The organism is Pantoea sp. JGM49 (assembly GCF_018257655.1).
GTDB lineage: Bacteria > Pseudomonadota > Gammaproteobacteria > Enterobacterales > Enterobacteriaceae > Pantoea > Pantoea communis.
Window position 1 is genome coordinate 531,764 of sequence record NZ_JAERJM010000002.1, and the last position, 13,941, is coordinate 545,704.

The 13,941-nt window shown below is 54.9% G+C and carries 11 protein-coding genes; 3 read left to right on the top strand and 8 right to left on the bottom strand.

The genetic code is table 11. From position 1 onward, the window contains the following. Positions 1 to 147 precede the first annotated feature (147 nt). The 3 genes from ltaE to JK231_RS05640 form a co-directional block, all read right to left on the bottom strand. Positions 148 to 1,146, bottom strand: a complete 999-nt coding sequence (ltaE, locus tag JK231_RS05630; RefSeq protein ID WP_097119339.1) for a low-specificity L-threonine aldolase — start codon at positions 1,144 to 1,146, stop codon at positions 148 to 150. Positions 1,147 to 1,215: 69 nt separating this feature from the next. After that, positions 1,216 to 2,937 carry a ubiquinone-dependent pyruvate dehydrogenase gene (gene poxB / locus JK231_RS05635; RefSeq protein ID WP_211728203.1) on the bottom strand — a complete coding sequence of 574 codons (1,722 nt, stop codon included), beginning with the start codon at positions 2,935 to 2,937 and terminating at the stop codon, positions 1,216 to 1,218. Positions 2,938 to 3,047: 110 nt separating this feature from the next. After that, positions 3,048 to 3,944, bottom strand: coding sequence for a lysine exporter LysO family protein (locus JK231_RS05640; RefSeq protein ID WP_166936476.1), 897 nt, complete (start codon positions 3,942 to 3,944; stop codon positions 3,048 to 3,050). Positions 3,945 to 4,079: 135 nt separating this feature from the next. On the opposite strand from JK231_RS05640, the gene JK231_RS05645 reads away from it, so the two are divergent. Continuing rightward, positions 4,080 to 5,720 carry an ATP-dependent endonuclease gene (locus JK231_RS05645; RefSeq protein ID WP_211728204.1) on the top strand — a complete coding sequence of 547 codons (1,641 nt, stop codon included), beginning with the start codon at positions 4,080 to 4,082 and terminating at the stop codon, positions 5,718 to 5,720. An 89-nt stretch (positions 5,721 to 5,809) separates the two neighbouring features. Here JK231_RS05645 and cspD read toward each other — a convergent pair whose 3' ends face one another. Continuing rightward, positions 5,810 to 6,031 (bottom strand): cold shock-like protein CspD, encoded by a 222-nt coding sequence (gene cspD, locus JK231_RS05650; RefSeq protein WP_038647847.1) that lies wholly within the window; start codon positions 6,029 to 6,031, stop codon positions 5,810 to 5,812. Between the two features lie 322 nt (positions 6,032 to 6,353). Here cspD and clpS point away from each other — a divergent pair, with 322 nt between their 5' ends. Together clpS and clpA are read left to right on the top strand one after the other, a co-directional pair. Further along, on the top strand, positions 6,354 to 6,674 hold the full coding sequence (gene clpS / locus JK231_RS05655) for an ATP-dependent Clp protease adapter ClpS (RefSeq protein WP_034820663.1): 321 nt from the start codon (positions 6,354 to 6,356) through the stop codon (positions 6,672 to 6,674). Between the two features lie 55 nt (positions 6,675 to 6,729). Continuing rightward, complete coding sequence (gene clpA / locus JK231_RS05660; protein WP_034820660.1) at positions 6,730 to 9,009, top strand: ATP-dependent Clp protease ATP-binding subunit ClpA; 2,280 nt, start codon at positions 6,730 to 6,732, stop codon at positions 9,007 to 9,009. A gap of 95 nt (positions 9,010 to 9,104) precedes the next feature. Here the strand turns inward: clpA and infA are convergent, their stop codons facing one another. The 4 genes from infA to cydD all read right to left on the bottom strand — a co-directional run bounded on the left by infA (position 9,105) and on the right by cydD (position 13,898). Beyond that, on the bottom strand, positions 9,105 to 9,323 hold the full coding sequence (gene infA, locus JK231_RS05665) for a translation initiation factor IF-1 (RefSeq protein WP_002211347.1): 219 nt from the start codon (positions 9,321 to 9,323) through the stop codon (positions 9,105 to 9,107). 349 nt (positions 9,324 to 9,672) lie between these two features. After that, on the bottom strand, positions 9,673 to 10,365 hold the full coding sequence (aat, locus tag JK231_RS05670; RefSeq protein ID WP_097119335.1) for a leucyl/phenylalanyl-tRNA--protein transferase: 693 nt from the start codon (positions 10,363 to 10,365) through the stop codon (positions 9,673 to 9,675). Positions 10,366 to 10,398: 33 nt separating this feature from the next. Beyond that, positions 10,399 to 12,129, bottom strand: a complete 1,731-nt coding sequence (gene cydC, locus JK231_RS05675) for a cysteine/glutathione ABC transporter ATP-binding protein/permease CydC (protein WP_211728160.1) — start codon at positions 12,127 to 12,129, stop codon at positions 10,399 to 10,401. Then, positions 12,129 to 13,898, bottom strand: coding sequence for a cysteine/glutathione ABC transporter permease/ATP-binding protein CydD (cydD, locus tag JK231_RS05680; RefSeq protein WP_211728161.1), 1,770 nt, complete (start codon positions 13,896 to 13,898; stop codon positions 12,129 to 12,131). Before cydD ends, cydC begins: the two co-directional genes overlap by 1 nt. Positions 13,899 to 13,941 lie beyond the last annotated feature (43 nt).

The window sequence follows — 13,941 nt, forward strand, 5'->3', positions numbered from 1 at the left end:
AGAGACGGTGTATGGCATCGCCGATGCGGAAACGCTGGCGATAGCTCGGGCGCTGCTGGTGAAATACGGTGCGGCTGAAACAGGGCCTCGCGTTGGTGAGCTTGTGGACGGCCCGAAAGCCGTCCCTGCAAGACACTTTGCGGCCTGTTACGCTAAAAACGCCTGCCAGTGCGCAACCAGACGTTGTAAATCCTGGCGGCTGACATCGAGGTGGGTGGCAATGCGCGTGACCGGACCCACGCTCATCAGCACATCGCCGGAGTGCATCCAGCTTTTCAGTGCGTCAACCTGATCCGCCGGTACTTTCACAAACAACATGTTGGTGTGCTGATTCAGTACCTCAACCCCTATGGCGCTGAGCTGTTCAGCCAGCCACGCGGCATTGTCGTGATCTTCTTTCAGGCGCGCCACGTTGTGCTTCAGCGCGTACAGACCCGCCGCCGCCAGGATGCCCGCCTGACGCATGCCGCCGCCGGTCATCTTACGCCAGCGACGCGCCTGCTCAATGTAGGCTTCATCACCGCACAGCAGTGAACCCACCGGGGTGCCGAGTCCTTTGGACAGGCAGATGGTCAGCGTGTCGCAATAACGCGCGATATCCTTTAGCTCAACATTTTGCGCCACCACCGCGTTGAAGATACGGGCACCATCAATGTGCAGCGCCAGTTTGTGTTCGCGCGTTAACTTCCACGCTTGTTCCAGATAGCTCTGCGACAGCACTTTGCCGTGATGGGTGTTTTCCAGGCTCAGCAGGCGCGTGCGCGCAAAGTGGATATCATCGGGTTTGATAGCGGCAACGATATCCGCCAGCGGCAGCGACCCATCCTCGGCGTGCGAGATCGGTTGTGGCTGAATACTGCCCAGTACCGCCGCGCCACCCGCTTCGTATTTGTAGTTATGTGCCTGTTGACCGACGATATATTCATCGCCGCGCTGGCAGTGACACAGCAGCGCCACCAGGTTGGCTTGCGTGCCGGTCGGGAAGAACAGCGCTGCGGCTTTGCCACTCAGGCGGGCGGCCTCGATTTCCAGCGCATTGACGGTGGGATCGTCACGATAGACATCATCGCCAGTTTCGGCGGCCATCATCGCATCCAGCATGGCGGCACTTGGGCGGGTTACGGTATCACTGCGTAAATCGATCACATCGCTCTCCTGAAACAAAAAAGCGGGCTGAGCGCCCGCGTTGTGAGTTATCTGGCCTGGTTATCCGTTTTACCTCAGCCAGTTGGTTTTCGCCAGTTCAACAATCTCATCACCCCGTCCATTCAGAATCGCGCGCAGCATGTACAGGCTGAATCCTTTGGCCTGCTCGGCTTTGATCTGCGGCGGCATCGACAGCTCTTCCTTAGCGGTGATCGCATCGATCAGTACCGGGCCATCATGCGCAAACGCCTGTTCCAGCGCGCTGTTGAGTTCAGAGGCTTTCTCGACGCGAATGCCTTTAATGCCGCAGGCGGTGGCAATGGCGGCAAAATCCGGGTTCTCCAGATCGGTGCCGTCGGTAAGGTAACCACCGGCTTTCATCTCCATCGCCACGAAGCCCAGCACGCTGTTATTGAAGATCACCAGCTTCACCGGCAGTTTCAGTTGTGCCACCGAAATAAAGTCGCCCATCAACATACTGAAGCCGCCATCACCGCACAGCGCCACGACCTGACGCTGCTTATCGATTGCCTGAGCGCCGAGCGCCTGTGGCATCGCGTTAGCCATCGAACCGTGGTTGAACGATCCCAGCAAACGGCGCTTGCCATTCATCTTCAGGTAACGTGCGGCCCAAACGGTGGGCGTGCCGACATCACAGGTGAAAATGGCATCTTCAGCCGCGTAATGGCTGATTTGCTGCGCCAGATATTGCGGATGAATCGCCTGTTTATCATTGGCGGTGGCCAGCTCATCCAGACCTTTTCGCGCATCCACATAGTGTTCCAACGCGCTGTCGAGATGATGACGATCGTTTTTGCTGTTGAGCTGCGGCTGCAGCGCCTGCAATGTGGCTTTGATATCCCCAATCAGCGCCATATTGACATGGCTGTGTGCGCCAAGGCTGGCGGGATTGATATCAATCTGGATGATATTGGCATCAGCCGGATAAAACGGGCGATAAGGGAACTGTGTGCCCAGCAGCACCAGCGTGTCGGCGTTCATCATGGCGTGATAACCGGATGAGAAGCCGATTAAGCCGGTCATGCCGACGTCGTAAGGATTATCGTACTCGATGTGCTCTTTTCCGCGCATGGCATGCACCACGGGCGCTTTCAGCGTTTCTGCCAGCTTCACCACTTCTGCATGCGCGCCAGCACAGCCGCTGCCGCACATCAAGGTAATATTTTCTGCGTCGTTCAGCGTTTCAGCCAGGCGGGCAATCTCGCTGGCGTTGGGCACAATATGTGGCAACTGCGGTGAATACCATTCACTGCGTGCGCCTTCCGGTGCCGGTTTCAACGCCACATCGCCGGGAATGACAATCACGGATACACCACGATTAAGGATGGCTTTGCGCATCGCAATCCCCAACACTTGCGGCAACTGCTCTGGGTTAGAGACTAATTCGCAGTAATGGCTGCATTCGCGGAATAGCTCCTGCGGATGCGTCTCCTGAAAATAGCCGCTGCCGATTTCGCTGGAAGGGATATGTGCGGCGATCGCCAGTACCGGAACGTGGTTGCGATGACAATCGAACAGTCCGTTAATCAGATGGAGGTTTCCGGGGCCACAGGAACCGGCACATACCGCCAGCTCGCCGCTGATTTGAGCCTCAGCGCCGGCAGCAAAAGCCGCCACTTCTTCATGGCGCGTGGGCATCCATTCGATGGTTCCCATGCGGTTGAGGCTGTCGCTCAGCCCGTTGAGCGAATCGCCCGTCACGCCCCAAATGCGCTTTACGCCCGCATTTTCCAGGGTTTTGGCCAACAGTGCTGCCACAGTTTGCTTCATCATTCGCTCCTTTCTGGTGTTTTGCCATCCATCCCGATGGCGGAAACGTGTCAGTCAGAAAGCGTAGACGATGGAGACGACGCGCAGCCGTGAAAAAATGCGCTCTGCGGTCAGGCGGAGAACAACGCGATAAGAATCGGCGCTAATAAGCTCATGATAAAACCGTGCACGATCGCCGCTGGAACAATCTCCATGCCGCCAGTGCGTTGCAGAATCGGCAGGGTGAAATCCATTGAGGTGGCACCACTCAATCCCAGCGTCATGCTGCGCTGACGGCTGATCAGTAGCGGAATTAACATGATGGTGATCAGCTCACGCAGCAGGTCGTTAAAGAAGGCCGCGCTGCCAATCACCGGGCCGAAGGATTCGGTCATCAGAATACCGGACAGCGAGTACCAGCCGAAGCCACTGGCAAGCGCCAGGCCGGTTTTGATTGGCAAATCGAGCCATAATGCGGCCAGCATTCCGCCGATTAAGGCGCTGCACAGCGACACCGCGGCTACCAGCATGCCGCGACGATTGAGCGTAATTTGACGCAAGGTCATGCCGCTGCTGCGCAGTTGAATGCCGACCAGGAACAACATCAGCATCAGGGCATATTCACTGATGGTTGATGCGTGGCGCAGAATTGACCACTGGCTTAATCCCAACAGGAATCCGCCCAGTACCGAGCCGCACAGCTTGAGGGATTCCAGCGCCATGTGCAGACGTGAAGGCAGGGCTTGCTGCTTGTGCGGGTGATGCCACGGCACGCGCTTCTCCAGTAGCCAGAAAGCCAGCAGAGAACAGGCGAGAATGCACAACATACTGATCAACGCGGTATGAAAAATGGTGAGCAGATTACTGCTGAGGTTATCGAGGAAAGCGAGACTGGTGCCCATAAAAAACAGGATGATGTACACCAGTGCGCTCAGCATGCGGGCGACGCCGCGCAGCAGATTGGCACGGGTCACATGCAGTAAATAGCCAGCAATCAGTGGCAGCAGAATGATGATCAAGCCATACATAGCGCGTTTCCATCCGTGGGAGAGGGCCGCAAGCTAACGGAAAACAGTTGAAGTGTAAACCTTTTACCCGTGCATTAACTTGACCAACTTAACGAGGCGAACCATGCTCAGGCAAAGCACTCAAGGGATAGCATGATGTTTCTGGAACATATCGATATTCGCGGTTTTCGTGGCATCAATCGGCTGTCGTTGCCGCTTACTGATACCAATCTGCTGATTGGTGAAAATGCCTGGGGTAAATCCAGCTTGCTGGATGCGCTGACGTTATTACTGGCGCCTGCGGCTGAACCTTATCAGTTTACCGAACATGATTTTCACTTCCCACCGGGCGATCTGGAAGCACGCCTGCGCCAGCTGCAACTGGTGTTTCGCTTTCGAGCAGAAGCGGGCGATGATGAAGCGGTGTTCCAGCCTTTCTGGCAGCGCGATGAAAACGGGCGCTTTATCCGCTTCAGCACCCGTGCGCGCCGCAACGAGCATGGTGTGAAAACCACCTGGCGCTTCATCGACCAAAATGGCGATGTGCTGGCGATGGAAGGCACTGAGGCGGCGCTGGCCCATCTGCGTGCCTTCTATCCCGTGCTCAGACTACGCGATGCGCGCTTTGGCCGGCGTGGACGGCACAGCAGCACCGATGCGGACCGCCGGGCCACGACGCTGAGTGAATTGTCACAGGAAGTCGAGAAATTAACCCGGGATTTGGTGGTGCAGCCGCAGAATCTGAGCGACGATTTACTGCGTCAGGGCTTGCACACCATGCAGCAATTGCTGGAGCACTACTTCCTTGTGCAGCAACCGGGGGTCAGCGCGGCGCGTGTCGCACCTGAATTACGCGATGGTTCGCAAGGCTGGCGTTCACTTGACAAGCTTAACCACCTGATTGCGGGAACGGAATCACGCAGTCGGCAGGTCATTTTATTGCGCATGTTCTCTTTACTGATTCAGGCGCACGGCAATGAAGCGCTGCCGCCGGGCGCTCATCCATTGTTGCTGGTGGAGGATCCGGAAACGCGACTGCATCCAATTATGCTGTCAGTGGCGTGGAATCTGCTGGATTTAATGCCGCTGCAAAAAATCACCACCACCAATTCGGGGGAGCTGTTATCTCAGGTGCCGTTAGAGAATATTTGTCGCCTGGTGCGTGAACCTACACGCGTTGCGGCATGGCGGATTGGTCCTGAAGGATTGAGCGCTGAGGAGAGCCGCCGTATTGGCTTTCATATCCGCGTGAATCGCCCCTCGGCACTCTTTGCCCGCTGCTGGTTGCTGGTGGAGGGGGAGACGGAAGTGTGGATCATCAATGAACTGGCACGGCAGCGCGGTTACCATTTTGCGGCCGAAGGGGTCAAAGTCATCGAATTTGCGCAGTCTGGTCTTAAGCCGCTGTTGAAGTTTGCCAGACGCATGGGCATTGCCTGGCATGTATTGACTGACGGCGACGAAGCGGGCAATAAGTATGCAGCCAGCGCACGGAGCCAACTGCAGGAGCATGAGCAGCAAGACGATCATCTGACGCAGTTCCCGGCTCCGGATATAGAACATTTTCTCTATAAGCAGGGGTTCAGCGACGTTTATCACGACGTGGCGCACCTGCCGTTAAACGTGCCGATGAATGCGCGGCGTATTATTACTAAAGCGATTCATCACAGCTCAAAACCCGAATTGGCGATTGCGGTAGCCATGGCGGCGGCAGAGCGTGGGCCGCAGGCGATTCCCTCGTTACTGGATCAGCTGTTTGCTCGCGTGATGTGGTTAGCTCGCGGACGTGCAGATTGAGGGGCGGGAAAATCCGCAAAAGAAAAATGCCAGCGTCTGCGGCTGGCATTTTTTTTCGGGAGTGGTCAGAATGAATGAAGATGCGCGCGTCAGGCGACTTGCGTGACTTCACAGGGCACAATCAAGCTGGCGTGATTGCCTTTTGGCCCTTCATGGACATCGAACTGAACCTGCTGGCCGGCCTTCAGCGTTCTGTATCCCTCCATCTGAATCGTGGAGTAGTGTGCGAAGATATCGTCGCCGCCGCCAATCGGACAGATAAAGCCGAAGCCCTTGGCGTTGTTGAACCATTTAACAGTACCCGTCTCCATGCTTTTACTTCCCTCGCAAGACATTTTGAACAGTAGGTGAGGTCATTGAAGCTGTGAGTCGAGTTTGTTTAAAACTCAATCAGCTTGTGTAAGTAGAATGTAGAGAAACGGTCCTTATCGTCAAGCAAACGGCCCTGGCGCACGGGGAGAAATTCATCAAAATTTGAGGCAGTTAACGCTATTGCAAATTTTGTGATACAGGTCGCGCATGGGCTTTTAGGGCCGTTTTTTCTTAAGGGAAAGGTGGCTTGACAGACATGTTAAACTTAGGAATGGGCGCAGAAATGCGCGCAATCGTAACGCAGAATTTCGACGGAACATTATGGCAAACACAAACGACTGGCTTAATTTTGAACATCTAGCCGAAGATAAAGTACGCGAAGGGTTAAAGCCGCCTTCAATGTATAAAGTCATTCTGAATAATGACGATTATACACCTATGGAATTTGTTATTGACGTTCTGCAAAAGTTCTTTTCTTATGATGTTGAACGTGCAACGCAACTGATGTTGAAAGTTCACTACCACGGAAAGGCGATTTGTGGTGTATTCACTGCAGAAGTGGCGGAAACCAAAGTCGCCCAGGTGAACAATTACGCACGAGAGAATGAACATCCGTTGCTGTGTACGCTGGAAAAAGCCTGAGCCCGTCTCCATATAGGGGAAAGGTCGTCAGAGCGATAATTGGGGGAGGTGCCAAATGCTCAATCAAGAACTGGAACTCAGTTTAAACATGGCTTTCGCCAGAGCGCGCGAGCACCGTCATGAATTTATGACCGTCGAGCATCTGTTGCTGGCATTGCTTAGCAACCCGTCGGCCAGAGAGGCACTGGAAGCCTGTACGGTGGATATCGTGGCTCTGCGACAGGAACTCGAAGCCTTCATCGAACAAACCACGCCGGTGCTGCCAGCCAGTGAAGAGGAGCGTGATACTCAACCAACGCTCAGCTTCCAGCGCGTGTTGCAACGTGCGGTATTCCATGTCCAGTCATCCGGTCGCAGCGAAGTGGCAGGCGCGAACGTGCTGGTCGCCATTTTCAGCGAGCAGGAGTCTCAAGCGGCTTACCTGCTGCGCAAACACGAAGTCAGCCGCCTCGATGTGGTGAACTTCATCTCCCATGGTACGCGTAAAGATGAGCCGGGCCAGCCGCAGAACAATGCGGAGAATCCGGTTAACGAAGAGCAAGCAGGCGGGGAGGAACGTATGGAAAACTTCACCACCAATCTTAATCAGCTTGCTCGTGTCGGCGGAATCGACCCGCTGATCGGCCGCGATAAAGAGCTGGAGCGTGCCATTCAGGTATTGTGCCGTCGCCGTAAGAATAACCCGCTGCTGGTGGGTGAATCTGGCGTGGGTAAAACCGCGATTGCGGAAGGGCTGGCCTGGCGCATTGTGCAGGGCGATGTTCCGGAAGTGATGAAAGATTGCACCATCTACTCGCTGGATATCGGTTCGCTGCTTGCGGGTACCAAGTACCGTGGTGATTTTGAAAAACGTTTCAAAGCGCTGCTCAAACAGCTGGAACAAGATACCAGTAGCATCCTGTTTATCGATGAAATTCACACCATTATCGGTGCGGGTGCCGCGTCCGGTGGACAGGTGGATGCCGCTAACCTGATCAAACCGTTGCTCTCCAGCGGGAAAATCCGCGTGATGGGTTCAACCACCTATCAGGAGTTCAGCAACATCTTTGAGAAGGATCGTGCGCTGGCGCGTCGTTTCCAGAAGATCGACATTACCGAACCTTCTGTCGAAGAAACCGTGCAGATTCTTAACGGACTGAAACCGAAGTATGAAGCTCACCATGATGTGCGTTATACCGCGAAGGCAGTGCGTGCAGCCGTGGAATTGGCGGTGAAATACATCAACGATCGTCATCTGCCGGATAAGGCGATTGACGTGATAGATGAAGCAGGTGCTCGTGCGCGTCTGGTGCCGGTGAGTAAGCGTAAGAAAACGGTCAACGTGTCGGATATTGAATCTGTGGTGGCACGTATTGCGCGTATCCCAGAGCAAAGTGTGTCAGCCACCGATCGCGACACGCTGAAAAATCTCGGCGATCGTCTGAAAATGCTGGTGTTTGGCCAGGATAACGCGATTGAAGCACTGACTGAAGCGATCAAGATGAGCCGTGCCGGTCTCGGTCAGGATCGCAAACCCGTGGGGTCATTCCTGTTTGCTGGGCCAACCGGCGTCGGTAAAACCGAAGTGACGGTTCAGTTGGCGAAGGCCCTGGGGATTGAGCTGCTGCGTTTCGATATGTCCGAGTATATGGAGCGCCACACCGTTAGCCGTTTGATCGGTGCACCTCCGGGATATGTTGGTTTCGATCAGGGTGGTTTGCTCACCGATGCGGTGATTAAGCATCCGCATGCGGTGGTGCTGCTGGATGAAATCGAGAAAGCGCACCCGGATGTCTTTAACCTGCTGCTGCAGGTGATGGATAACGGCATGCTGACCGATAACAACGGCCGCAAAGCGGACTTCCGCAATGTGGTGCTGGTGATGACCACCAACGCCGGTGTTCGCGAAACTGAGCGTAAGTCGATTGGTTTGATTCAGCAGGACAACAGCACCGACGCGATGGAAGAGATCAAAAAGATCTTTACGCCTGAGTTCCGTAACCGTCTGGATAACATTATCTGGTTCCGTCATCTGGATACCGCGGTGATCCATCAGGTGGTGGATAAGTTCATCGTCGAGTTGCAAGCGCAACTGGATGCAAAAGGCGTCTCGCTGGAAGTCAGTGATGATGCTCGTGACTGGCTGGCGGATAAAGGTTACGACAAAGCGATGGGTGCCCGTCCAATGGCACGTGCCGTGCAGGAGAATCTGAAGAAACCACTGGCTAACGAACTGCTGTTTGGTTCATTAGTGGATGGCGGTTCAGTCTCGGTGGCGCTGGATAAAGAAAAAAACCAGCTGACCTACCATTTCCTGAGTGCGGAAAAACGGAAAACCGAAGGGACTGTGCACTGATGTGCTGAGTTGCAGATAAGAAAAGGCCGGATGAAAATCCGGCCTTTTTTTTCGCGCTCAGTTAATTGCCACAAACGCGAGATGTGGACAACAACTTAGCGACTACGGAAGACAATGCGGCCTTTGCTCAGGTCGTACGGGGTCAACTCGACAGTCACTTTGTCGCCCGTCAGGATGCGGATGTAGTTTTTGCGCATTTTACCGGAGATATGAGCGGTAACCACGTGCCCGTTTTCAAGTTCTACGCGGAACATGGTGTTAGGTAACGTATCCAGTACGGTACCTTGCATTTCAATATTGTCTTCTTTGGCCATCGAATCCTCTGGGGTGAACTACCAAACTGTTGAACCGGCAAGATAATGCCGAATTCCATGATTTATGTAAAGAACCGTTGGCGATTTTGCCAACGCTTCGCCGTGCGTCGCGCCATTGCGCGTGCATTACGGAAAAATTCGGGTGTTTTTATTGACGTCTGCGGGGGATTAGCGGGCTAAGAAGTTGTCGCAATTGGCATCAAGTGCACAACGGTAACAGCTTCGGGAAATGGATGAGATTCCCAACCTGGCAATTCCGGCTCGCCACAGCGAAGCGCGGACGACATACCAAACTCGCTTATTGTATCACTTTTGTCGGGAATTGTGTGCAAAACATCTGCGAGCAGGGTCAAAAAAGGGTTTGTGTTTGCCAGCAACCGCTTAAAACAGGCTGCCACGCCAGTGTTTGCACGTACTGTAAATAATCGACACGCGGGATTTCAACGGCGCCCAACGAAGCCGTATGTGGGTTAAGCACCTGGCAATCAATCAAGCGTCCCTGATGAGCGAGAAAATGCTGAGAGAACACCCACAGCGCAGTTTTTGACGCATTTTCCTGGCGGCTAAACATCGACTCGCCACAAAAAATCTGCCCAAGCGCCAGACCATACATGCCGCCTACCAGCCGATTATCATTCCAGACTTCAATCGAATGCGCGTGACCCAGCTCGTACAAACGCAGCCAGGCGCGTTTCACCTCAAAGGTAATCCAGGTGCCTTCTTGTCTGCCGCTGGCACAGCCTTCCAGTACCTGCGGGAAAGCATGATTCATGGTAACGCGAAAAGGTGAACGGCGATGAAAACGCGCCATGCTGCGGCTGAGATGAAAAGATTCAGGAAGCATCACGGCACGCGGATCGGGCGACCACCATAGAATCGGATCGCCGGGCGAAAACCAGGGGAAAATGCCGCGCTGATAGGCGTTCATCAGTCGGGCAGGGGAGAGGTCGCCGCCCATCGCCAATAATCCATTCGGCTCGCGCAGCGCCATCTCCGGCGGAGGAAAATTTAATGAATCCCGTGAAAGTTGTACCAGTCTCATTGCGTCAATTACCTTTCGGGCTGCTCGCTAAGACTATAGCGCAAAGCGCTGGTGGAAACGCCAATAGCGTCCTGCTTTTGAGATTAATTCGTCATGCGTGCCCGACTCAATAATCTGTCCCTGGTCCATCACGCAAATACGATCCATTGTTGCCAGGCCGCTGAGGCGATGGGTCACCATGATAACCGTCTTACCCTGACTGACCTGGCGCAACAGCGTCAATATCTGCTGTTCGGTGGTGGCGTCCAGGCCTTCGGTGGGCTCATCAAGCAACCATAGATCGCCGTTGTGCAACAGGGCGCGTGCAATGGCCAGGCGGCGCAGTTCGCCTCCCGACAGCGGGCGGCCACCTTCGCCCATCCATGCGTTGAGCCCTTCATCATGTTCCGCCAAATGGGTGAGTCCAACCTGATGCAGTGCTGCATTCAGTTGTTCATCACTGGCGGCAGGGTGTGCCAGCAGTAAATTATCGCGTAACGTCTGACTAAACAGATGCACGCGCTGCGTGACCACGCTGATACGTTGACGCAGACTTTTTTCGTCCCACTCAGCTAGGGGAATATTATTCAGTCGAATGTCACCCTGCTGCGCCTGCCAGCCACGCGTGATCAGTGCCAGCAAACTGGATTTGCCGCAGCCGGTGGGGCCGAGCAGTGCCAGATGCTCACCGGTTCGCAGTGTCAGCGAGAATTGCCTGAGTACCGGTTCCGGTCGCTGCGGATAGCTGAAAGTGATTTTTTCCAGCGTCAGGCTGATGCCCGAATCAGAGGGCACGGTCGAGGATGGAAAACGAATCAGAGGCGCTTGCTCAATGATTTCCTGTACGCGTTGCGCCGCACCAGTGACCTGCGAAAGCGGCAAAAAGGCGCCTGCTACCGGTGCCAGCGCTTCAAATGCCGCCAGGCCGCAGAACACGAAAAGTGCGATGAATGCGCCAGGTGCGCTATCGCCGCCCACGCCCGCTGCGGAGATCCACAGCAGCAAGACGACGGTTGATCCACTAGTTAACAATAACAGGCTTTGTGCCAGCGCTTGCAGACGATGCTGACGCTGCTGTGCCTGCTGCCAGCGCATTTCCTCCGCATCCAGTTTTTGACGCCATAAGGCCGCAGCACCATAAATTTGCAATTCAGCCAGTCCGGTTACCCATTGCGTCAGTTGCAAACGCCAACTGGCTTGGTGCTGGGCGATGCGATGCCCGGCTGAGGTGCCTAATCGCCAGAACAGCGGCGGCATGAGCACAAGCGTCAGCAACATCATCCCGCCCAACAGCAGCGCCAGTGGCACATCCAATATCGCCAGACCGCAAGTGACTACCACTATCACTACCGCCGCGCCGACCAGCGGTGAAATGACGCGCAGATAGAGATGGTCTAACGTATCGACATCACTGACAAAGCGGTTAAGCAGTTCGCCCTGTCTGAAACAGGCCAGTTGTTCGGGGGCCAGTGCGATCAGTTTGCTAAAGGTGAACACACGCAAATGCTGCAACACCCTGAAAGTGGCATCGTGACTGACTAAGCGTTCGAAGTAACGCGACGCAGTGCGAGTGATGGCCGCGCCACGCACCCCTGCTGCGGGCAACATATAGTTGAAACTGTAAAGGCCAGCCACGCCAGCCAGCGATGAGGCGGCAAGGAACCAGCCAGATAGGGTGAGCAAGCCGATACTGGCGAGCAAAGTCGCAATGGCTAACACGATGCCCAGACCTAAACGCCAGGGATGACGACGAAACAGGCGCAGAAACGGCAATAGTGGATTCATCAGATAATCTCCTGTTGGCGATGCTGCACCATGGCACGCAACGGCCCGTCCTGAGCAATCAGTTGTTGCCACTGCCCCTGCTGCACCAGTTTCCCGGATTGCATCACCCAAACTTCATCCCAACTGGCAAGATCGTGAAGTTGGTGGGTGATCATGAGGGTGGTTTGCTGTGTGGCGGCCTGGTTTAATGCGCGCAACACATGCTGTTCACTTTGGCTATCAAGACCTGAACCGGGCTCGTCCAGCAGCAGTAGTTGTGCCGGTTTCAACAGTGCACGCGCAACGGCGACGCGTTGTGCCTGGCCAACAGAAAGGCCCATTCCACCATCGCCAATGGATGTGTCGAGGCCTTGCGGTAAACGGGCGAGAAACTCATCCACGCCCGCCTGTTGCAAAACGCTGCGCAGTGTTGCTTCATCCATGCTGCTGTTGAGAGACAGGTTTTCGCGCAACGTGGTCGCGGGCAAATGGGGATTTTGACCCACCCACGCCAGATGCTGCTGCCAGTTCTCACGGCTGATATCCCTCAGTTCATGCCCATTGACCCGCAGCGATCCTTGATAGGGTAGAAAGCCGAGCAACACGTTCATCAGTGCTGATTTCCCCGCTCCACTCTGACCCACCAGCGCCACGCGTTTATTCGCCTCAAGCGTAAAATTCAGCGGCTGTGATAACGCTTCACCTTTGGCTGTCATCACCACCAAATCTTGTGCTTCAAGGCTTAAAGGTGTATCGAAAGCGACTGACAGGCTGGAGGCGGAAGCTGGGATTTCCGGACTTTCGTTAAGAAAACGATCCAGTGCATCGGCGCCCCCCACAGCTTGCGCTTTAGCGTGGTAAAAAGTACCCAGATCGCGCAGCGGCTGGAAAAACTCAGGCGCCAATATCAGTGCCAGGAATCCAGCAAACAAGGTCACGCCAGTGCCGTAATGACCGAAATTGAGTTCGCCAAGGTAGGAGAAGCCGAAATAGACCGCGACCACGGCAATCGCCAGTGAGGCAAAGAATTCCAGCACTGCGGAAGAGAGAAAAGCAAGGCGCAGCACTTCCATGGTGCGCTGACGAAAATCCGTGGTGCTTTCAGCAATCGCCTGCTGTTCAGCGGCAGCCCTGTAGAACAGGCGCAAGGTTTCACGCCCGCGCAGGCGGTCATAAAAATCGCCGCTCAGACGCGCCAGTGCGAGGAAGTTGCGACGGTTTGCATCGGCGGCACCCATGCCGACCATCGCCATGAAAATCGGAATCAGCGGTGCGGTCGCGAGCAGGATCAATCCTGCCGCCCAGTTAATCGGGAAGATGGCTATCAGGATGGCGAAGGGAATAAAAACGGCCAGTGACATCTGTGGCAGATACCGCGCGTAATACTCTTGCATCTCTTCAATTTGCTCAAGCAGCAGCGTTGCCCAGCTTCCCGCTGGTTTGCCCTGAACCCAGGCAGGACCTAAATCATTCAGCTTATCCAGTACCTGCTTGCGCAGAGCGCGACGGATGGCAACGCCAGCACGGTAACCTGCCATTTCTCGTGCATAGTGCAGACCTGCGCGAAGAGCAAAGCACAACAGCAGCAGGATGAAATCAGTCAGCAGGGCACCGCGCGGTTGTTGGGCGACAATAAGATTCTGCAGCAGCGAGGCCAGCAACCAGGCTTGAGCAATAATCACCAGTGCACCGGCAAAACCGAATAGCGATGCGGCACGTAAACTTCGTGCGCCATGAAGACGTTGCTGGCGGAGCCAGCGAAGAAGATGTTGCTGCCGTGATTTTTCCATGCGAAGCCGTTTGATCACTGATGGAGAGAGGCAAAACCGGATA